The organism is Aeromonas sp. R10-2, from assembly GCF_040908445.1.
In the GTDB taxonomy this organism is placed as follows: domain Bacteria; phylum Pseudomonadota; class Gammaproteobacteria; order Enterobacterales; family Aeromonadaceae; genus Aeromonas; species Aeromonas veronii.
Genome location: NZ_JBFODS010000064.1, coordinates 54,064 through 75,430 on the forward strand (window position 1 = coordinate 54,064; position 21,367 = coordinate 75,430).

Annotated in this window: 16 protein-coding genes; 1 reads left to right on the forward strand and 15 read right to left on the reverse strand. The window is 61.4% G+C overall.

From position 1 onward, the window contains the following. Window positions 1-10: 10 nt before the first annotated feature. From nuoI to AB5Y97_RS13530, 15 genes are all read right to left on the reverse strand, one after another. A complete protein-coding gene (gene nuoI / locus AB5Y97_RS13460) occupies window positions 11-553 on the reverse strand; it encodes an NADH-quinone oxidoreductase subunit NuoI (protein WP_005337245.1) in 543 nt (180 codons plus the stop codon). A 10-nt stretch (window positions 554-563) separates the two neighbouring features. Next, on the reverse strand, window positions 564-1,532 hold the full coding sequence (gene nuoH / locus AB5Y97_RS13465; RefSeq protein WP_005337244.1) for an NADH-quinone oxidoreductase subunit NuoH: 969 nt from the start codon (window positions 1,530-1,532) through the stop codon (window positions 564-566). Continuing rightward, a complete protein-coding gene (gene nuoG / locus AB5Y97_RS13470; protein ID WP_201946084.1) occupies window positions 1,529-4,285 on the reverse strand; it encodes an NADH-quinone oxidoreductase subunit NuoG in 2,757 nt (918 codons plus the stop codon). Before nuoG ends, nuoH begins: the two co-directional genes overlap by 4 nt. A gap of 41 nt (window positions 4,286-4,326) precedes the next feature. Further along, window positions 4,327-5,712, reverse strand: a complete 1,386-nt coding sequence (nuoF, locus tag AB5Y97_RS13475; RefSeq protein ID WP_201946085.1) for an NADH-quinone oxidoreductase subunit NuoF — start codon at window positions 5,710-5,712, stop codon at window positions 4,327-4,329. After that, window positions 5,709-6,251, reverse strand: a complete 543-nt coding sequence (gene nuoE, locus AB5Y97_RS13480) for an NADH-quinone oxidoreductase subunit NuoE (protein WP_201946086.1) — start codon at window positions 6,249-6,251, stop codon at window positions 5,709-5,711. Before nuoE ends, nuoF begins: the two co-directional genes overlap by 4 nt. 80 nt (window positions 6,252-6,331) lie before the next feature. Beyond that, window positions 6,332-8,137 (reverse strand): NADH-quinone oxidoreductase subunit C/D, encoded by a 1,806-nt coding sequence (gene nuoC, locus AB5Y97_RS13485; protein WP_103251695.1) that lies wholly within the window; start codon window positions 8,135-8,137, stop codon window positions 6,332-6,334. 2 nt (window positions 8,138-8,139) lie between these two features. Next, window positions 8,140-8,814, reverse strand: a complete 675-nt coding sequence (locus tag AB5Y97_RS13490; RefSeq protein ID WP_005344917.1) for an NADH-quinone oxidoreductase subunit B family protein — start codon at window positions 8,812-8,814, stop codon at window positions 8,140-8,142. Window positions 8,815-8,843: 29 nt separating this feature from the next. After that, the gene (locus tag AB5Y97_RS13495; protein ID WP_005344919.1) at window positions 8,844-9,248 is read right to left on the reverse strand and encodes an NADH-quinone oxidoreductase subunit A; all 405 of its coding nucleotides are present in this window, start codon (window positions 9,246-9,248) and stop codon (window positions 8,844-8,846) included. A 378-nt stretch (window positions 9,249-9,626) separates the two neighbouring features. Continuing rightward, a complete protein-coding gene (locus AB5Y97_RS13500) occupies window positions 9,627-10,196 on the reverse strand; it encodes a DUF1566 domain-containing protein (protein ID WP_368158160.1) in 570 nt (189 codons plus the stop codon). Between the two features lie 13 nt (window positions 10,197-10,209). Further along, window positions 10,210-11,649 (reverse strand): DUF1566 domain-containing protein, encoded by a 1,440-nt coding sequence (locus AB5Y97_RS13505; RefSeq protein WP_368158163.1) that lies wholly within the window; start codon window positions 11,647-11,649, stop codon window positions 10,210-10,212. Between the two features lie 59 nt (window positions 11,650-11,708). Next, the gene (locus AB5Y97_RS13510; RefSeq protein WP_368158165.1) at window positions 11,709-14,156 is read right to left on the reverse strand and encodes a proprotein convertase P-domain-containing protein; all 2,448 of its coding nucleotides are present in this window, start codon (window positions 14,154-14,156) and stop codon (window positions 11,709-11,711) included. Next, window positions 14,153-16,159: a prolyl oligopeptidase family serine peptidase gene (locus AB5Y97_RS13515; protein WP_368158167.1), complete on the reverse strand. Its 2,007-nt coding sequence runs from the start codon at window positions 16,157-16,159 to the stop codon at window positions 14,153-14,155. The genes AB5Y97_RS13510 and AB5Y97_RS13515 overlap by 4 nt, the downstream gene beginning before the upstream one ends. Then, window positions 16,159-18,297, reverse strand: coding sequence for a TonB-dependent hemoglobin/transferrin/lactoferrin family receptor (locus AB5Y97_RS13520; RefSeq protein WP_368158168.1), 2,139 nt, complete (start codon window positions 18,295-18,297; stop codon window positions 16,159-16,161). Before AB5Y97_RS13520 ends, AB5Y97_RS13515 begins: the two co-directional genes overlap by 1 nt. A 163-nt stretch (window positions 18,298-18,460) precedes the next feature. After that, the gene (locus AB5Y97_RS13525; protein ID WP_047438379.1) at window positions 18,461-19,336 is read right to left on the reverse strand and encodes a flagellar motor protein MotB; all 876 of its coding nucleotides are present in this window, start codon (window positions 19,334-19,336) and stop codon (window positions 18,461-18,463) included. Then, entirely contained in the window at window positions 19,314-20,072 is a 759-nt protein-coding gene (locus AB5Y97_RS13530) for a flagellar motor protein (RefSeq protein WP_005351127.1), read from the reverse strand. The genes AB5Y97_RS13525 and AB5Y97_RS13530 overlap by 23 nt, the downstream gene beginning before the upstream one ends. Window positions 20,073-20,240: 168 nt before the next feature. Here AB5Y97_RS13530 and AB5Y97_RS13535 point away from each other — a divergent pair. After that, window positions 20,241-21,328, forward strand: a protein-coding gene (locus AB5Y97_RS13535; RefSeq protein WP_088821966.1) for an IS3-like element ISAs22 family transposase whose coding sequence is annotated in 2 segments (ribosomal slippage) — window positions 20,241-20,493 and window positions 20,493-21,328 — 1,089 coding nt in all. Because the reading frame shifts where the segments join, the coding sequence is not laid out codon by codon here. The last annotated feature ends 39 nt before the right edge of the window (window positions 21,329-21,367 follow it).

Genomic DNA, 21,367 nt, shown 5'->3' on the forward strand with positions numbered 1-21,367 from the left:
GATTGACTCCTCAGGGCAGCAGGCTCTTGACATCGATGGGCTTGGCTTCGTTTTCGGCATCCCCTTTCGGCTTGCCGTCGATGGCCATCCCGCTCATGCGATAGAAGTTGTAGTCCGGGTATTTGCCGGGCCCGCTGATCAGCAGATCCTCCTTCTCGTACACCAGATCCTGGCGGCGATACTCACCCATCTCGAAATCCGGTGTCAGCTGGATGGCAGTGGTGGGGCAAGCCTCTTCACACAGGCCGCAGAAGATGCAGCGAGAGAAGTTGATGCGAAAGAACTCCGGATACCAGCGACCATCTTCCCGCTCGGATTTTTGCAGCGAGATGCAGCCGACCGGGCAGGCAACTGCGCAGAGGTTGCAGGCCACGCAGCGCTCGTCCCCGTCGGGGTCGCGGGTCAGCACGATGCGACCGCGGTAGCGGGGGGCCGCATAGACTGCCTGCTCCGGATAGTTGAGGGTTTCACGGGGCCGCCAGGCATGGGAGAAGACCATGGCCAGACTGCGTAACTGGGTGCCGACACCCTGAATAATGCTAACAATTTTCATATTGAGTGCCTCACTGCGTACTTATCAGTACAACTGCCGCGGTGACCAGCATATTGATCAGGGTCAGCGGCAAGCAGACTTTCCAGCCAAACGACATCACCTGGTCAAAGCGCGGGCGAGGCAGGGAGGCCCGCAGCAGGATGAAGAACACCATGAAACAGGCGGTCTTCAGGGCAAACCAGATGAAGGGGGGCAGCCAGGGGCCGTGCCAGCCACCGAAGAAGAGGGTCACGATGAGCGAGGAGATCAGCACGATGCCGATATATTCGCCCACGAAGAAGAGACCCCACTTCATCCCCGCATACTCGATGTGATAGCCGTCGGCGAGCTCCTGCTCGGCTTCTGGCTGGTCAAACGGGTGACGGTGAGTGACGGCGACACCGGCAAACAGGAAGGTGACAAAGCCCAGGATCTGGGGCACCACGTTCCACAAGTCTGCCTGTGCCTCGACGATATCCCGCAGGTTGAAACTGCCGGTCTGGATCACGATCCCCATCAGGGATAGCCCGAGAAACACCTCGTAGGAGAGGGTCTGGGCCGAGGCGCGCAAGCTGCCGAGCAATGAGTATTTGTTGTTGCTCGACCAGCCGGCGAACAGCACCGCATAGACCGCCAGCCCTGCGATGGCCAGGATGTAGAGCAGCCCCACATTGAGATCCGCCACGCCCCAGGTGGGGGTGATGGGCACCACCGCAAACGCCAGAATAAAGGCAGTGAAGGCGATGATGGGGGCCAGGATAAAGATCCGCCGATCGGCAAACGGCGGGATCCAGTCCTCCTTGAAGAACATCTTGATCATGTCGGCGGCCAGCTGGAGCAGACCAAACGGCCCCACCCGGTTGGGGCCGTAGCGATCCTGCCACAGGGCCAGCAGACGGCGCTCGATGAAGCTCATGAAGGCGCCGGCCCCCACGATCCCCACCAGCACGATCAGTGCCTTGCCCACCTCCAGCAACAGATCGATCAGCGACTCGCTCATGCGATCACCTCCTGCAGGTTAGTGATTGAGGCTTGTTGCAGGGCCGTCGGCAGGCCGTTCACCCCAAGGGGGAGCCCCACCAGACCGGCGCTCAGCTGCTCGCTAAGCCGCAGACGCAGTTGCCAGTGGCTACCGCCCCAGGAGAAGGAGACCTGACTGCCCCCGTGGAGGGCCAGACGCAGCGCATCAAGGGGATTGAGCACCAGCTCGGGTTCGTTCATCCGGGCCTGAATGACCGGGCTGCGAGCGGAGAGCTCCTCGCCGCCAAACAGCTGGGCATAATTGACCACTTGCAGCGCCTCTGCGGCCTTGAAGGGGGCGGGGATGGTGGTGAACCAGCCGAGCAGCTCCTTGCCTTCTGCCTGCGGGTCTGTTGCTTCCAGCAGACGGCGACCCGGATCGCCAGCACGCAGTTTGCCACCCACTTCATCCTGGAACTTGTTCCAGGCGGAGGGAGAGTTCCAGCCCGGCGCCCAGGCGAACGGCACTTGCGGCAGTGGCTGACGGGCTCCGGCATATCCTTCCATGGAGAAGTTGAAGGGGGAGTCGGGATCTTGCGCTACCCGCGGCTCGCTGACGTTCTGATCCGCCAGCATGGAGGTGCGACCGCTGTAACGATGCGGCTCACGGGCCAGTCGCATGCCACGGATCCGCAAGCCTGCATTGGGCGCCGCTTCCAGCATGGTAGCCAGCAGCGGATTGCTGGTGGCACAGTCATGGTTGACCTGGTCGAAGTTCTGCCAGCGCAGCGGCTTGCGTTCGATCGCCCCTTGCAGCGCCGCCAGCCAGCGCCACCCTTCACGCACCTGAATATCGGCGTTGTAAAAGGCGGGTGCATAGACCTGGAAGAAGCGCTGGGCGCGCCCTTCCATGTTCACCAGCGTGCCATCGGCTTCGGCAAAACTGGCCGCTGGCAGCACCAGATCAGCCTTGTTGGCGGTCGGGGTCGCCTGATGGTCGATGACCAGCAGGTGCTGCAGCCGTGCCAGTGCAGCATCCACCCGGTTACGCGGCGCGCGGCGATAAAGATCGTTCTCCAGCGTCACCAGCGCCAACCCCTCTTCTGACTCGATACGCGCAAGGGCGGCTTCGAGCGGCTTGTCTGACAAGGTTTGAGCGCCCAGCATGGCCAGCCCCAGCGAGTTGGCCTCCTGGCCAACCAGCGCGATGTTGGCTTCCAGTCCTCGGCCTTTCAGGGCGCGGGCAATGTTGCTGGCCGCCTCAAGCAGCGCCACATCGCGGGCAGTGGAGCCTGCAATAATGAGCGGCTTCCTGGCGTTGCCGAGCAGCTCGGCCCAGCGAGTCGCTTGTGCCTGCTGCTCGGGGCAGAGGTCGCTCACGGCCGGTGCACTCGGGTCGAGCAGGTGGGCGATGGCAAAGCCAAGGCGCGCCTGATCGGCATAGGGGGCGTGCAGCTTGTCGGCCGCCACATCGTCCAGACGGGTGGTGTCGAGGCTGGTGATGAGCAGCGGGTAGCGCTCGTTCTGACCCAGGGTCTGAACGGCGGCGACTTGCCACAGATCCACCTTCATCTTGCGAGCCAGCTCGCGAGCCTTGCCCTTGACCGCTTGGCGCAGCGCCAGCGCGATACGGGCTGCGCTCATGGTGACATCCTCGCCGAGCAGCAGAATGGCGTCGGCCTCTTCCATGTCCCGCAGGCTCGGAGTCGGCACGCCGCCCTGTTGCAGGATCTGCAGCATCTTCAGCTGACAGGCCCATTCGGCCTGCTCGACGCCTGCGTAGAAGTTGGCTTCACCCACCAGCTCGCGCAGGGCAAAGTTGCTCTCCAGCGAGGCGCGGGGCGAGCCGATGCCGATGAGGCCGCGGGCCGTGCGCAGGGCATCGGCGGCGCGGTTGAGGGCGCCATCGACCGTGATGGTCAGCTGGTCGTTGCCATCTTTGAGCAGCGGTTGGCGCGGACGGTCGGCCAGATTGACGTAGCCATAGCCAAAGCGGCCACGGTCACAGAGGAAGTAGTGGTTGACGCTGCCGTGGAAGCGGTTTTCAATCCGGCGCAGCTCGCCATAACGCTCACCCGGGCTGATGTTGCAACCCACGGAGCATTGCTGGCAGATGCTGGGGGCAAACTGCATGTCCCACTTGCGGTTGTAACGTTCGGAGTGGGTCTTGTCGGTGAAGACGCCGGTGGGGCAGACCTCCACTAGGTTGCCGGAAAATTCGCTCTCCAGGGTGCCATCCTCGACCCGCCCGAAATAGACGTTGTCGTGGGCACCGTAGACCCCGAGATCCTCGCCACCGGCATAATCCTTGTAGTAACGGACGCAGCGGTAGCAGGCGATGCAGCGGTTCATCTCGTGGCTGATGAAGGGGCCGAGATCCTGATTCTGGTGGGTGCGTTTGGTGAAACGGTAGCGACGGCTGTTGTGGCCGGTCATCACCGTCATATCCTGCAGGTGGCAGGCGCCGCCCTCTTCACACACCGGGCAGTCGTGGGGGTGGTTGGTCATCAGCCACTCCACCACGCTCTTGCGAAATTCTTTAGCCTCTTCATCTTCGATGGCGATGTAGCTGCCATCGGTGGCCGGGGTCATGCAGGACATGACCAGACGACCGCGTTTGTCATCGGCATTCTGATACTGTTTGACCGCACACTGGCGGCAGGCGCCAACGCTACCCAGCGCCGGATGCCAGCAGAAATAGGGGACGTCCAGACCCAGCGACAGACAGGCTTGCAGCAGGTTATCTGCTCCGTCTACCTCGTACTCTTTGCCGTCTACATAAATGGTTGCCATACAACTTCCCTGAAACCTGTTTTGTGAAATCTGTGGTGTCGTTACCAGCGCTCGCCCAGCAGATTGGGCTGGATCCCTTTGACCGGCTTGCGGTTATCACCGCTGCCTTTGATCCCGGCCTCGAATTCGGAGCGGAAATATTTGATGGCGCTGGCCAGCGGCTCGACGGCGCCCGGCGCGTGGGCGCAGAAGGTCTTGCCCGGGCCAAGGAAACTGCAGAGTTGCTCCAGGGTCGCCAGATCGCCGGATTGCCCTTCGCCACGCTCCAGTGCCCGCAGCAGTTTGACGCTCCAGGGCAGGCCATCGCGACAGGGCGTGCACCAGCCACACGACTCGCGGGCGAAGAACTCCTCCATGTTGCGCAGCAGGGAGACCATGCTGATGGAGTCATCCACCGCCATGGCGAGGCCAGTCCCCATCCGGGTACCGACCTTGCCGATACCGGCGGTATACATCTGGGCATCGAGGTGCTCCGGCAGCAGGAAGCCGGTGCCCGCGCCGCCCGGTTGCCAGGCTTTCAGGCGATAGCCGCTCTTCATCCCACCGGCGTAATTTTCAAACAGCTCGCGGGCGGTGATGCCAAACGGCAGCTCCCAGACCCCGGGGTTGTTCACCTTGCCGGAGAAGCCCATCAGCTTGGTGCCGTGATCTTCCGAGCCCGGCAGCGCCAGCCCGTGATACCAGGCGACTCCGTTGCCGATGATGGCGGGGACGTTACAGAGGGTTTCGACGTTGTTGACGCAGGTGGGTTTGCCCCAGACGCCGGAGACGGCGGGGAAGGGAGGTTTGGCGCGCGGGTTGGCGCGTCGCCCTTCCAGCGAGTTGATAAGGGCCGTCTCTTCGCCACAGATGTAGCGACCGGCGCCGGTGTGGACGAACAGCTCGAAGTCAAAACCGGATCCCAGAATGTTCTTGCCAAGCAAACCTGCGGCTTTTGCCTCTTCCACCGCCCGGCGCAGGTGGATGGCAGCATCCACATATTCGCCGCGCAGGAAGATGTAGCCGCGATAGGCCTTGAGCGCCCGGGCACTGATGATCATCCCCTCGATCAGCAGGTGGGGCAGTTGTTCCATCAGCAGGCGATCTTTCCAGGTGTTGGGCTCCATCTCATCGGCGTTGCAGAGCAGGTAGCGGATGTTCATGCTCTCGTCTTTGGGCATCAGCCCCCACTTCACGCCAGTGGGGAAGCCAGCGCCGCCACGCCCCTTGAGACCGGCATCCTTGACGGTGCTGACGATCTCGTCCGGGCTCATCTGGCCGAGTGCCTTGCGGGCGGCGTCATAGCCCTGTTTGGCCTGATACTCCTCCAGCCATACCGGCTGGCCGTCATCCCGCAGCCGCCAGGTGAGCGGGTGGGTCTCGGGGGCACGCGGGGTGCGATTAGCGGTGCCAAGAGAGGCGAGGATTTTGTTCTGCGGCAGGCTCATGGGTAAGCCTCCAGGGTTTTCAGCAAGGTTACCGGATCGAGGCCACCATAGGTGTCGTCATCGATCATGATGGCTGGCCCCTTGTCGCAGTTGCCAAGGCAGCAGACCGGCAGCAGGGTGAAGCGGCCATCCGGGGTGGTTTGACCGGGGCCGAGCTTCATCACCTCCTTGAGACCGGCCAGCAGATCTTCATGGCCATTGATGTAGCAGACCATGCTGTCGCAGACGCGGATGATGTGACGCCCTACCGGCTGGCGGAAGATCTGGCTATAGAAGGTGGCGACCCCCTCCACGTCGCTGGCGGGAATGCCGAGCTCGGCCGCGATGGCGTGAATGGCGCCGTCGGGGACCCAGCCTCTGGCCTGCTGCACGATCTTGAGCGCTTCGATGCTGGCGGCGCGTGGATCTTCGTAGTGGTGTTTCTCGTGTTCGATGGCATCGCGTTCAGCCTGGCTTAGAACGAAGTCGTCCTGTTTGCTGCTGCATGCCCCTTGCCCCTGTGGGGTCTGATTATTGTGACACTGACATTGCTGGCTCATGACTTGACCTTTGGTGGCTTGTCCTTTTACTGCTCGTCCGGCGATCCCGATTCCCGGCCATGGCCGGGAGGGCGGATCACTTAACGGTCCACATCCGACATAACAAAATCGATACTGCCCAGATAGACGATGAGGTCCGACACCATGCTGCCCTTGATCACCGAGGGGATCTGCTGCAGGTGAGCAAAGCTCGGGGTGCGGATCCGGGTCCGGTAGCTCATGGTCGAGCCGTCACTGGTCAGGTAGTAACTGTTGACCCCCTTGGTCGCCTCGATCATCTGGAACGACTCGGCAGCGGGCATCACCGGGCCCCAAGACACTTGCAGGAAGTGGTTGATCAGGGTCTCGATGTGCTGCAGCGTGCGCTCTTTGGGCGGCGGGGTGGTGAGGGGGTGATCCGCCTTGAAGGGGCCCTCCGGCATGTTCTTCATGCACTGCTCGATGATCGACATGCTCTGGCGGATCTCCTCGATCCGCACGGTGGCTCTGTCGTAGGCATCGCCATTGCTGCCGACCGGCACTTCAAAGTCGAACTGGTCATAGCCCGAATAGGGACGCCACTTGCGCACGTCGAAGTTGAGGCCGGTGGCGCGCAATCCGGCCCCCGTGGTGCCCCAGGACAACGCCTGCTCGGTGGTGTAGGCCGAGACGCCTATGGTTCGACCGCGCAGAATGCTGTTGCGCATCGCCGCTTTTTCGTAATCTATCAAGCGCTTGGGCAACCAGCTCAACAGGTTGTCCTGCACCAGCCGCTGCCATCCCTTCGGCAAGTCGTGGGCCACACCACCGATACGGAACCAGGCCGGATGCATGCGGGCACCGGTGATCGCTTCGATGATGGTGTAGATCTTCTGCCGATCGGTGAAGGTGAAGAAGACCGGGGTCATGGCCCCCACGTCCTGAATATAGGTACCGAGGAACAACAGGTGGCTCTGGATACGGAACAGCTCCGCCATCATCACCCGGATCATGTCGACCCGCTGGGGCACCTTGATGCCGGCCAGCTTCTCGACCGCCAGCACATAAGGGAGGTTGTTCATCACCCCGCCCAGATACTCGACCCGGTCGGTATAGGGGATGTAGCTGTGCCAGGACTGGCGCTCGCCCATCTTCTCGGCACCACGATGGTGGTAGCCGATGTCGGGCACGCAGTTGCGGATCTCCTCGCCATCGAGCTGCAACACCAACCGGAAGGCGCCGTGAGCAGAGGGGTGGTTGGGGCCGAGGTTGAGGAACATGTAGTCCTCGTTCTCGTTGCCGCGTGCCAGCCCCCACTCTTCCGGTTTGAACAGCAGGTTCTCCTGCTCCATGTCCTGTTTGGCGGCATCGAGCATGAAGGGATCGAATTCGGTAGCGCGCGCCGGGTAATCCTTGCGCAGCGGGTGACCCTGCCAGCTCTTGGGCATCATGATGCGGGTCAGATGGGGGTGGCCATCGAAGGTGATGCCCATCAGATCCCACACTTCCCGCTCGTACCAATTGGCATTGGGGAAGTGGTTGGTGATGGTGGGCAGATGCAGGTCACTCTCGGCCAGCGCCACTTTCAACATCACATCGGCGTTACGGTCGATGGAGATGAGGTGATAGAAGACGGTGAAATCGCTCTGGGGCAGACCGTCGCGATGGCTGCGCAGCCGCTCATCGGTGGCGCTGAGATCAAACAGCATCACAAACGGGGAGGGCACCTTGCGCAAAAAGCCCATCACATCCTGAAGCAGTTCGCGGGGGAGCCAGACCACCGGCACGCCGGTGCGCGTGGTCTGCACGGTGAAGTGCTCGGCCCCGAAGTGGGCAAACAGTTCGCCAATGACTTTGGCATCCTTGTGGTCGCTGGGCTGCCACTGGGCCATGGCGTAATTGCTGGGAAAATCACGAGTCAGTTTCATGGTCAGATCTCATCCGGCGTGCGCAGGTTGGTCACATTGATCCGTTCGCCGCGCTTGCGCTCTTTTTCGGCCTGCATCTGGGGACGGTAGATCCCCTGATCGCCCACTACCCAGGAGAGGGGGCGGCGCTCTTTGCCGATGGAGTCCTGCAGCAGCATCAGGGCTTGCAAAAAGGCTTCTGGACGGGGCGGGCAACCCGGAATGTAGACGTCGACCGGCAGGAACTTGTCCACCCCCTGCACCACGGAATAGATGTCATACATGCCGCCGGAGTTGGCACAGGCCCCCATGGATATCACCCACTTGGGTTCGAGCAGCTGTTCATACAGGCGCTGGATGACCGGTGCCATCTTGATGAAGGGGGTCCCTGCAATCACCATGAAGTCGGCCTGACGGGGCGAGGCGCGGATAACTTCGGCGCCGAAGCGGGCCACATCGTGGGGGGAGGTGAAGGCGGTACACATCTCCACATAGCAGCAGGAGATGCCGAAGTTGTAAGGCCAGAGGGAGTTTTTGCGGCCCCAGTTGACTGTGTCTTGCAGCACCTCCTCGAGGCGGCCCATCATGATGCCGCGCGTCGCTTCTTGCGCCAGTGGGTCATCGACGGTCTGGCGCTGCTCCTGGGGGTAGCGCTCAACGGGTGCATCCGGGTCAATCCGGGTCAGGGTGTACTTCATGGTGCAACCTCAAGGAAAGGGTCTGTGGTTCAATCACTGTTTTTGTTGTTCAACTGCGGTTTGCGCGGTGACCAGTCCAGTGCGCCGATGCGCCAGAGGTAGATCAGGCCGATAAGCAGCAGTCCGATGAAAATGGTGGCTTCAATAAAGCCGACCCAGCCGCTCTCCCGCACGGAAACAGACCAGGCAAAGAGGTAGAGCGCCTCGACGTCGAAGATGACGAAGAACATGGCGACCAGATAGAACTTGGCGGAAAAACGCAGGCGGGCACTGCCGACCGAGTCGACACCAGATTCAAATGGCTTGTTCTTGGTGCGGCCGTAGGCGCGACCTCCCAGCAGGGCGGCGAGACCTATCATCACCAGACAGATGGTGATGGCACCGATGACATAAATGGCAAAAGCCCAATGTTGAGCAGAAATATCAGCAAACATAGAGGTTTTTCCTAACCAAATTAATCAAGCGACTTAACAATAATGTTACGCATTATGACACTTTCGCACTGATTTACATGTCATTTTTACGGGTTAATTATTAATCGGTTAACCGGTAATTAAATTTTGTTAAGAAGCGCACTTTTTTGTTGGTTATGGTGGGCGAGAAAGGCTTGGAAAGCGCAGAGAGTTGCTCCTCGTCATCACCTGAAAGGGGTATATCGCGTGCGGATCAGGAGCAGATCGGTATCGCGGGCAGGGGGCACTGGCGGGCGAAGAGCGTGATGGCGGGTGAGGTAGGGGGGGCGGCAAGAGCAATAAAAAGAGAGGCTTTCAAGCCTCTCCTGTCATCGCGTTCCGGTTTCGAGCGTGGGGCGGTCAGGGTTTATTGGCGACCAGCAAGACCTGATCCGGGTAGGCGCCAATGGCGCGAAGACCGATATCTCCCGAGGTGATATCCAGATACGCCCGCTGACCATTGGCGGAGGTTACCGTGCTGCTCATCAGATAGACATAGCCCTCATTGACCTCTTTACCGCCCCCCGCCATGGCACGCGGGAAAATGGCTTTATTGAGAGAGGGCTTGTAGCAGGCATGCTCGACCAGGGTCGCCAGCTCCTTGATGTCGGGCAGGCGCCACTGGCTAATACCGCCGAAGTGATAGAGAGCATGGCTGCTGTCACTGCGGATCCGCTCTGCCACTTGCAGCCCCTGCTGCCAGTAGTAAACAGTCGGTTCCCCCAGGCAACTGCTGCCACTCCATGTCTGCCCCAGTTTGCAGCGCATCCAGGTGAGGCCGGTGTGTTGATCCGTGACGGTGCCGTTGCCATGGTCAAGAAAACGGGCAGAGGGGGCGGTGCGATCCATGGTGTCATCACAAATGGCAGCACCGTGGGCCAGGGGGGCCAGCAGTGCCAGCATGGCGAACGAAAAGCGATAAAGGCTCATGATATTCCTCGGATTATTGGGGAGTGGCGACCAGTCGTACCTGCATCAGCTCGATATAGGTATCTTGCTGCACCAGCGCGGGATAGGTGGTGCCCGCATCTTCTCCCAGGAGCAGGACTGTGCGTTTGCTGATGGGGCCACCGGAGAAGCGCTGGGCGGTGTTGCTGGTGGCGCTCCAGTAGTAGCCATGGTAGGTGTCATCTTCCGAGGGGGCGATATCCGGGAAGTAACGGGTATCCACGATGATGCGTTGACCCAGCGGGTCCTTGGCCAGGCTGCCGTAGTGCATCAGTGACATCAGCTCACCCATGGTGGGCAGCCGCCACTGGCTGATGCCGCAGCGCTGCTCGCCATTGAGCCACTGTTGATACGCGCGGGTGGTCAGCATGGTGGTCAGCGCCTGTGCCCGGGCGAGGGCCGCCAGATCTCCTTCGGCGGTGAGCTGTTCGATCCTCTTATGAATATGCTGGTAGGCCGCTTGCTGTTCGCCTGCGGTCGCCTTGAACTGCTCATCCTCATAGGCAAAGGGTCTGCTTTTCCAGGCCGGACTCAAGGGATCGTCCGATTTGACCTCCCACACCAGACCGGTATTGAGATCCTTGACGCACTGCCAGCTCGGCGCGTTGTCAGGGAGCGCCTGACCGCGATCATCGAGTTTGCGATAGGCAAGCTGGGGACGAGTGCGATTCCAGCTGGCATCTTGTCCCGGATAGTCATCGGGTTCCTGTTCCAGCAGCGGGTCGTTGCCATCGCTGAAGGTGGTGACGCCGGTGACGGTCAGCAGGTTGCGTGGCTGCTGCTGCACCAGCAGGGTAAGCAGCTCACTTTGGGTCTCTTCAGCAAACAGGCCGTTGCGCTGCCACTCCTGAGCCAATTGCGCCAGCATCAGGCTGATGGCGCGATAGCTGGTGGTGAGCAACTGAGTCTCCTTGGCGGTGGCAAGTCGTGCGCGGGCCTGTTGCTGCAAGCTGATCGCCACCTGCTGCAGCGCCTGATCAAACTGGCCGAGGCCCGCGAGGGCCACGCGGTCGCCGCCCGGTTGCAGCGGCGCGAGATCGGCCAGCAGCTGCGTCAGTGCGCGATCGGCGGCCACCCCTTCGGCAATGCGGCTCTGCCACAGGGTGCTGAGCAGGGTTGGTTGCAGCCGTTGTGGATCCCCTTTGGCGGCCGGATGTGCCAGTAGCAGGCCTCCGCTCCTCGGTACGAAAAGCAGGGGCGAGTTGACGATGTTGGCCGAACGGCTGACCAGGGCCACAGCTCCTTCGCCGCTGACGGCAGGGTCGGCAGGATCACATTGCCAGTTCTGATCCAGATCGGCGCACAGGGTACCGGCGGTTGGCAGGGCGACATCGACCCGGTAGTCTGGGATCGCCAGTGGTGCGTTATCTTCCCCGCCGCCACAGGCGCTGAGCAGGGCTGAGAGGGTTGCAATAACCAGTACGGATGGTTTCACTTCACATTCCTTGATTCGGTCACAGGTTCACGGGGGCGGTAACCCCCGTGGTGCAGGATTCAACGGCGCGGGGTGCTCCGGCGCCAGAGGCGGGGCCAGAGGGCCAGCAACAGCAGCAGGGGGGAAGCCGTGCCGCCACCCCCTTCATCCTGCTCAAGGGGAATGATGCCGGTGTTGGGCAGGGCTTCATCCTTGTCGCAGCGGGCGCCGACTTGCTGGGCGACCCGCCAGTTGCGCAACTGACCGGTGTCACCGGCGCTGGTGTCGTTGATCTCCAGCAGCCAGCGGCCAGCGAGCGGTTCGCCGTGCAGCTTGTCCAGCGATTCGAACGGTACCAGTTCACGGGGGAACTCCCCCTTGAGCCGGGTATGGCTGGCGTAGCCCTTGTTCCACAGGCTGATCCGGGTGCCGTAAGGGGAGGTGAGCCAGATCTCCAGCTGCTCCAGCTTGCTGTGCTCCAGATCGAGGGCGACCACGAATCCGCTGTCGATGCGGGCCTTGCTCTCGGGCAGGGTGAGAGTGAAGCGGGACAGGCCGTGCCGCTCATCGCTCACCGCATCCTTGATCTGGCCACCCTGGCCGATGGCCCGCTGCCAGAGCGGTTCACCGATCGGCAGTTGCAGGTCAAGGCGGGTCTGGCGCTCGGTGGGGCTGGGCAGGGTGAGCTGGAACTGCAGCGGCAAGGTGACAGCCTCGCCACAGGTCAGGTTGCTCGCCGCCTCCAGCGGCAGGATCCAGCGACCGCTGCCATCGGCGTTGAGATCTCCTTGCCAGTGGCCATTCGCGATGATCCCCTTGGTCGGGAGCAGGTTGGCGTCAGCCACGGTCAGGGGGCGGCCGCTCTGGTTGGTTAGTTCAATGGCGAGGCTCTTTTTCTCCCCGGGCAGCAGGTAGCTGTCATCGGCAAGGCGGGCCGCGATGGGGGTGGGCAGCAGGGCATGGTGGCGGAAGGCCTGCTCCAGCAGCTTGCCATAGCTGCGATCCGGATAGAGGCGGTTGGCGGTATCCACGGTGACCCGCGCCAGCTGGGGCATCCGCACCTGCGGGCCGAGGCCGAAGTGGGATTCAATCAGCAGGGTATCGAACTCGTCACGGGCTACCTCGCCATACTGTTCAACGGCCAGGCGCAGCGCGGTGAAGAGCGGGGTGCCCCACAGCTGGTCGCCGTTGCTGCCGTTGATGGTGAGGTGAGCCGGATAGAGGAAGCCCGGGTGATAGCGCGCCCGCAGATCATCGAGCTGACGGGGCGTCCGGCCGCTGATCCTGGCATCCCAGTTGAAGACCATGAAAGGCTCGAACTGGCGAGCCTCTGGACTACGCTGGCGCCAGCTGGCGGCCAGATAGTCGCTAAAGCCCTCGCCGATGGCGCCCCAGTCACCCTCTTCTCCCATGTCGGGCAGGATATGGTGCTGCACCGCATGGCCAAACTCGTGCCAGATCACCATGGGATCTTCCGCGTCGGGCACCCCTATCCGGCCAATTTCCAATCGGCGCAGGAAGGGGTCATAGAGAGAGTTGTCCTGCTCCCCGGCATCGGTATCGATAGCCAGGGGGCCGCCCATCAGCGTCGTGTAGCCAAGGGATTCCACATGGCGCTGGGCCAGATCCAGATGGTAGTAGCCATTGATATCGAGGAAGGCGGGCTGCTGGTGATCCAGCTGGAAGCCATCGGCATCAGGGCTGCTAAAGGGGGCAGTTTCCGGCGCCGTGCCATCCACGACCCGCGCGCGAGGGCCATTTAGCTGGTAGGTGTCATCCACCTTTTGTACCGTGAGCGGCACGGTGCGATAGGCCCCGTTGTCCAGCACCAGATCGTGGCGCCACAGCAGGTTGCCATCTTGCAACTGGGTGCGTGGATCGAGGGCAAAGATGCGGGCCTGCACCGTGGCCGCTTCCCCTGCCAGCGGGGCCGCTTCGGCACGGGTGCTGGCCTCTTGCAGCGTGCGCCCCAGCAGGGCGCTGCCATCGCAGGTGACAAACAGTTGCCAGTGGCTGCTCTTGCTGTTGCCCGGCTGGCTTTCCACCGCCAGCAGACGCCAGGCAGCAGTCAGTGTGTCGCCATCCTGCCAGTACCAGGGCTGGGCTTCGTCACTTCCAGCGAATTGCCACGCCGTACCATCCAGCGTGGCGGTATAGGCATCCACCCCGGCGCGGCTTGCTTCATCACATGGCGTCGCCTGTGCCTGCATCAGCCGGGTATTGTGATAAAGGCGCCACGGGCGACCCTGCTCATCGAGACTGACGGCGGCCATCAGGCCGGCGATCGGTGCGCCATTGAGCTGCTGGCGATAGTGCAGATAGTGGCCCAGCTTGCCTTGGCGCTGATAGGCCGGGGCATCACTCAAGGTGACGCCGAGCTGCTGTTCGAGCCAGAGGCGGGTATCGGCCGGGGCGTCCTGTTCGACAAAACGCAGTTCGGCGGCCTGAGTGGAAAAGCCAGCCAGCCCCAGCAAGAGGGCGGGCAACAGGGGTTTCATAGTGGTACTCCCAATCAGCGGCGGGGTCATTGGTTGATCCCCGCCAGATGCAACAAGAAGGCAAATTCACGAGCCCGATCGCCACCACCGGCGCGGTGGCCTCCCTCCAGTTCGGTCAGCAGCAGGTAGGGGCCGGAGCCCGTGCTGTGCTCCCGCAGGCGGGCCAGCCACTTGACCGGCTCCCAGTAGGGCACCTGGCTATCGTGCAGGGCGGTAGTGACCAGCAGGGGCGGGTAGGGCGCGCGCTGCAGGTTGTCGTAGGGGCTGATGCGGCGCATCGCCTGATACTCTGTGGGCTTGGCCGGATTGCCCCACTCCTGATACTCCTGACGGGTCAAGGGGAGGGCAGGATCGCTCATGGTGCCGAGCATATCGACGAAGGGAACCTGCAACACGGCGCCGCTAAAGAGTGTCGGTTGCTGGTTGAGGGCCGCAGCAACCAGCGTGCCCCCCGCGCTGCCCCCCATGGCAAACAGGGGCAGGGGAGCAGAGTCGGGCGACCAGTGGCGCAGGGCGTGACCGGCTGCGATAAAGTCGCTGATACCGTTCTGCTTGTGGATGCCCCGTCCGTCGCGGGTCCACTGCTCCCCCAGCATGCCGCCGCCGCGCACATGGGCGATGGCGTAGATAAAACCCCGATCCAGCAGGCTTAACAGCTCTTTCTGGTAGTAGGGGCGCATCGGCGTGCCATAGGCGCCATAGCCGTAGAGCAGTACGGCGCGAGGGGCCAGATCCTTGCGCCACACCAGCGAGACAGGCACCCGGGTGCCATCGGCAGAGGTGATCCAGCGCCGCTCGCTCTGATAGGGCAATGCTTTATTGCCTGCGGTGTGCTGGTCGTTGATCCACTGGCCGCTGGTCAAATCCAGCCAGCGCTGGCCGGGGGGCTGACTCAAGCCCTGACTGCGCACCAGAATGCGGTCGCTGGCCGGGTCATGTTCTCCTTGCAGCCAGCCGGTACCGGCGCCACTGGCCAGCGGCAGGCGCTGGCGTTCATGGCCGTTGCGATCGAGCAGGGCGAGCCAATCCTCCCCCTGCTGGCGAAACTGCACCACCAGATGGCGATCAAACAGTCGCCATTTCTCGGGATCGCCGAGATCCTCCTCTTTGGTGGGCCACAGGCGCTGCCACTCACCGAGCGGCGTGCTGGCTGAGTAGAGGGCAAACGCCCCCTCCCGGTTGCTCTTGATCACCCAGCCGGATTGACTGTCCAGATAGTATTCCACCCCGCGTTGGCGGGGTTTGACCTGCTGCGGCTTGCCCGAGTCGAGCAGGTATTGCTCCGAGCTGTCGTGGTTGTTGCCCTGCAACACCAGATGCTGGCCATCCGTGGTGCGATAGAGGCTGAGCAGCCAGGCGGGATCCTGCTCCTCATAGAGAGTCTGCTCCTGGCCATCCTGCCAGCCGCGCAGCTGCCAGGGGCGCAGGGTGTAGCGCTCGTTGGCGATGGTGTAGAGGGTGCGACCATCTTGTGACCAGGCGAGATCAGCGCTGCGCTGCGCCAAACTGGCCAGCGCCTTGCCGCTTTGGAGATCGAGCAGGGTGACCTGATAGTCGAGATCGCCGCGCCTGTCTTCGGCGATGGCCAGCGTGAGGTTATCCGGGCTCAGGGCCCAGCCGCCCGCTTCGTAATAGCCCTCACCCGCTCTGGCGGGAAGCCGCTGCTGCACCTTGCCCCCGTGGCGTTGCCAGAGTGAGCCATCCGGGCGCAGCTGCCATGCCTGATCGCCGCGGACAAGCCAGTTGTCTGGCACGGGTTCCCCCGCCGGATGGCGGGCAAATTCGGCGCGCAAGGTTGCTTCCAGCGGCTGCTGCGCGGCGAGTTGCTGCTCGCTCCAGCGATTTTGCTGCTTGAGCAGGGCGAGTATGGCCGGGTTGCTGCGGCTCTCGTCCCGCAACCAGAAGTAGGGATCCTGGCGTACGGGACTGCCTGAAATCAGGTGCGATTGGGACGGGATCGGGGGGGGCAGGGCCTCTTGCACCCACGCCAACGGGGCGGCCAACAGGGCCGCCATGATTGCATGATGCTTCATCACATCCCCACGAAACGGTAGCTGAGGCTGGCTGACAGGTAGCGGCCGCTCTGGCTGTAGAGGGAGGTGTCGCTGCCAGCCGGGAGTCCGGCCACATCCTGATAGCGGACATAGCGGGTATCGAGCAGGTTGCCGATGGTGGCATTGACCTTGAGCGTCTCGGTGATCTGCCAGTCGCCGGTGAGGTCCAGACTGAACCAGCCTGCGCTGCTCTGGCAGGCACCGTTGTAGCCAGTCTGCGCATTGGCGCACTGGGGCACCTTGGTCATTGCGGCGGCATAGTTGCCACTGAGCTCAACCCCCCAGTCGAGCTGTTGCCAGCGCAGGGTGGTGTTGCCTTCCAGCGGTGTCTGGGTGCGCAGCGGCTCACCGCGGTGATCCTTGCCATCCATCCAGGCCAGATTGGTCGAAAGCTCCCACTCGTCGCTCAGCCAGAGGCTGGCGGCCAGCTCGGCGCCCCAGGTTTCTGCTTTGGCGACGTTGCGATACTGGCGCAGGAAGACACCGTCATCGAGGCGAAAACCGGTCTGGCGCCAGTCGATGAAGTTGTAGTAGCGGTTGTAGAAAACGGCCGGTTTGACGCTCCAGTTGTCGCTTTGGCCATTCACTCCCCACTCCAGACTGTGGCTGGTCTCCTCCTTGAGGTTGGGGTTGGCAATGATCTCGAACGGCGGCATAGCAAAGTAGTGAGGAATGTTGCCGTAAACCTGATCGTAAGCGGGAGCGCGGAAGCCGTTGGCATAGCTGAGCCAGCTGCGCCATGTTTCGTTGAAGCGGTAACTGGCCGCCACACTGGGGGAGATGTGGTCGCTGTGGTTCTCGGCCAGATTGCTGTCCGGTGCGCGCAGGCGCTGGCGGTCAAAGCGCAGGGTCGGGGTAAACTGCCAGTTGCCCAGATCGATCACATCGCTCAGCCAGATACCATCGCGGCGGGTCTCGGCCTTGCTGAAGGGGGCTTTCTGTCCCTGGGTGGTGATGCCATCTTCCAGGGTCAGATTGCTGACCGGCCGCTCGTGGTTGGCCTGCTCCACTTCCACACCGTAGCTGAAGGTGTGATCCAGCGAGCCGGTGCTCAGCTTGCTCTGCAGCTCCAGCTCACTGCCAAGGCGCAGCTCCTCGAAGGTGGAGAGGGTGCGCTGGCTGCGATATCTGGGATAGCCGCTCAGGGCATCGTTGCGCAGCAACTGGCGCTGGTTGGCTTCGTTGCGTGACTGGTTGCCAAACAAGCTCCAGTTGAGGGTATCGATCATGCCCAGATCGTTGGCCTCCCAGCTGAACTTGCCGCCCTGGGTGCGCTGATCGCCATCTTCCTGAAAACCGACCACGTCCCAGTTGCCATCGGGTTGGGGCACCGCTTTGGGCCCCATCTGGCGTTTGGCGTGATCCTCGTAGTAGTCCAGCTCCAGCCGCAGAGCGTGATGGGTATTGAGGGGGAGGCGGCTGCTGGTGGAGGCACTCATGCCATCCAAATCAGCCGGAATGCGGTTCTCCTCAAAGTTGGCGGTTTCGTTGCCACGCCAGCCGGAGAGGCGCAACAGATGTTCGCTCTCCAGTGCCCGTACCGCGCCGGTCATGCTGAGCTTCTTCTTGTTGCTGTCGCCACCGTAGAGGGTCTTGGCCGCCAGATAGCTATCTTGCTGTTGCAGATAATCTTCTGGCTGCTTGGTATTCATCACCACGGTACCGCCGATGGCATCGGAGCCATGCAGGGAGGAGCCGGCCCCCTTGGCCACCTCAATCTGCTTGATGTCATCGAGATCGAAGTTGAAGCGACCCACCTTGTCATTGATGTTGTCGGCGCCAAAGCCGTCGCTGACGCGCACCCCATCCTTGATCAGCAGGATACGGTTGCCACCGATGCCGCGCACGCTGATGTTTTGCGGTCGCCCGGCAGAGCCGGTGACCGAGACACCGGGGATCTTGCGAAACACATGGGTCAGCTCGCTGGCGACCTGACGGTCCAGCTCTTCCTGAGTGATGACGGTGATGGAGCCGGAGACATCGGAGAGTTTCTGTTGTACCCGTTGCCCGGTGACAATGATGGTGTCGTCGCTGCGAGCCTTCTCCACAGGGGGAAGATCGGCCGCGCTAGCGGAGGCACACAGGAGTGCCGGCCATGCCTGAAGCAGTTTGTTCATAATGATAATTGTTTTTATTTAAGCCTGAGGGGCGGCATTATTGCAGAGGCCTGACCACTTGACAATAAATAGCAATAATTATCATTAAGATCTTATGGTGTTGATATTATTGAGTTATTTGTTTTTTAAAAAGAGGCTCCCGCGTGAAGCGGGAGCGGGGGGATCAGGGCTTGAGCAGTTGCAGCGACTCTTCTGCGGCCTTGCCCTGGGAGAGGGTGATATCGACCCGGCGGTTCGCCTGGCGATGTTCGGGGGTGTCATTGGCAAAGCGGGGTTGAGTGTCGGCCACACCCTGAGCGATGATTCGTCTGGCATCCAGCTGGGGATTGGTCAGCATGGTCTGCACGATGGAGGAGGCCCGCAGCACAGAGAGCTCCCAGTTGTTGCGATAGAGCTCCACCGGCGCTTGGGAGTTGTCGGTATGACCGGTGACCACTACCTGCCCCGGGATGTTGGCCAAAATTCCGGCGATCTTGTTGACCAGCGGGATGAACTGGGGCTGCAGGAACGCCGAATCGGCGGGAAACAGCGCCTTCTCGCCGATGCGGATCACCAGCTGACTGCCAAGCTGCTCGACCTCCAGATCCTTCGATTCAATCTGGGCCTTTAGCTGCTGCTCCAGCTTCTGCTTGGTCACCTGCACCCACTCCTGCTCCTTGGTCTTGTGGGGCCAGGCTTCGGTGGCGCTCGGTTTTTCCGAGGCACCTATGGTCTCGTTGAAGGGGTCCGATGCCGCCATGGGGGCATCTTTCTCCAGCACAGTCTCCTCTTTCGGGCTGCTCGGCGTAGTTTTTGATTCTGGCTCGAGAATCCCTGTGCCCCCCTGCATCAAAGGTGAGCCGGCAGGCGGGGAGATGAGGCCGATTTTACCCAGCGACTCGATAAAGCCCTGGATAAGCACCCGGGTTTCGGACTGCTTGGCCATGGCAAAGGAGTAGAGCACCACAAACAGGGCGAACAGCAGGGTCATGAAGTCGGCATAGGAGACCAGCCAGCGTTCGTGGTTCTCCGGTGCTTCAGCCTTTTTCTTTTTGGCCACCGTGACCTCCCAGATAAGGTTCGAGGGTAACTTGCAGGCGCGCTTGGGATTCGCCATCCACGATGCAGAGAATGCCGGTCAGGGTCATCTCCTTGTAGTGGCGGATCTGGTGGGCAAACCCTTTGTAGCGGTTGCCGAACGGCAAGAAGATCAGGTTGGCGGCGGATACCCCGTAGATGGTGGCGATAAAGGCCACCGCGATGGCGCCGCCCAGCTTGTCGGGGGCATCCAGCAGACCCATGGCGTGGATCAGGCCAAATACCGCCCCGACGATCCCCATGGTCGGGCAGTAGCCGCCCATGGCTTCATAGAATTTGACCGTCTGTTCGAGATCTTCCTGTTCAAATTCGATCTCGTTCTCCAGCACCTCGTGGATTTTGGCCTTCTCGTAGCCATCGACCATCATCTGCACGCCTTTCTTCAGGAAGGGATCCTTGATCTCCTCGATCATCCCTTCCAGCGCCAGCATACCGCTGCGGCGGGCGTTGCCTGCCAGGGTCTCCAGCAACTGTGCCTGCTCCAGCAGGTCGAGTTTGAGGGGGGAGAGCAGCCATTTGAAACGCCTCATGGTGCTGCCGACAACGGAGAAGGGGAACTGGGTCAGCGCAGCACCTATGGTACCTCCGATCACGATAAGAAATGCGGGCAGATCGAGCAGTGCACTGGGATGACCACCCTCGATCATGTTGCCGCCAAGGATGGCGATCAACGCCAGTACCAAGCCAATCAAGCTCATTTTTTACACGTCCCTGCATGTTGATAATGGCTAGTGTAGCTACTTAAGTATCAGTTTTTCAAAATGAAATCCAATCGCTGAGCAATTAATGGGCGCTGGTAATCCCCCCGAAAAACTGAGGTGCTCATAAGTAGAATTTTCTCGTATCTTGAACGCAGGAGGTTCTACATGAAAACATCACGCTTTAGCGATGCACAGATCATCGCCATCCTCAAGCAGGCCGAGTCTGGTTCACCCGTCCCTGAGCTCTGCCGTGAGCATGGCATCAGCTCCGCCACCTTCTACAAGTGGCGCTCCAAATTCGGTGGCATGGATGCCTCTCTCATGGCGCGCCTCAAAGAGCTGGAAGAGGAAAATCGTCGCCTTAAGAAGATGTATGCCGAGGAGCGCCTAAAGGCTGAGATCATCTCCGAGGCGATGGCAAAAAAGTGGTGACGCCATCTGCCCGCAGGGAGATGGCGACCAAGGCTGTGGCTCATTACGCCATTTCTATCCGTCTGGCTTGCCAGGTGTTCAAGGTGAGCGAGGGTTGCTACCGTTATCAGCCCGTGCTGGCTGATGAAAACCAGGAGATTGCCGACTGGCTACTGCGCCTCACCGCCAACCAGCGCAACTGGGGTTTCGGACTGTGCTTCCTGTACCTGCGTAACGTCAAAGGCTTTGGCTGGAACCACAAGCGGGTCTACCGGATCTATCGGGCGCTAGAGCTCAATCTGCGGATAAAACCCAAGAAGCGGCTAGTACGCGCCAAGCCGGAGCCGTTGGCAGTCCCTGACCAACCGAATCACTGTTGGTCGATGGACTTTATGCATGACCAGCTCAGCGATGGTCGTTCGGTGCGGTTGTTTAATGTGATCGATGACTTCAATCGCGAAGCACTGTGCATCGAGGTGGATTTTTCCTTGCCTGCCTCGCGAGTCAAACGGGTGCTGGAGCAGGTCATCGAGTGGCGGGGCAAACCAGCCGCAATCCGCTGTGATAATGGTCCGGAATACATCAGCGAAGAGCTCAAGCAATGGGCGCAGCAGAAGAGGATTGCGCTGAGGTATATCCAGCCAGGCAACCCGCAGCAGAATGCCTACATAGAGCGATTTAACCGCACTGTGCGTTACGACTGGTTGGGCCATTACCTGTTTGAGTCACTGAATGAGTTACAGGAATTTGCCACGAACTGGCTGTGGGTTTATAACCATGAGCGGCCCAATATGGCGCTGGGCGGCTACACGCCGAAACAGCGCTTGGCACAGGCCGCATGACCTCTACTTTTGAGTGCTCCAAAAAATGGGGGGATTACC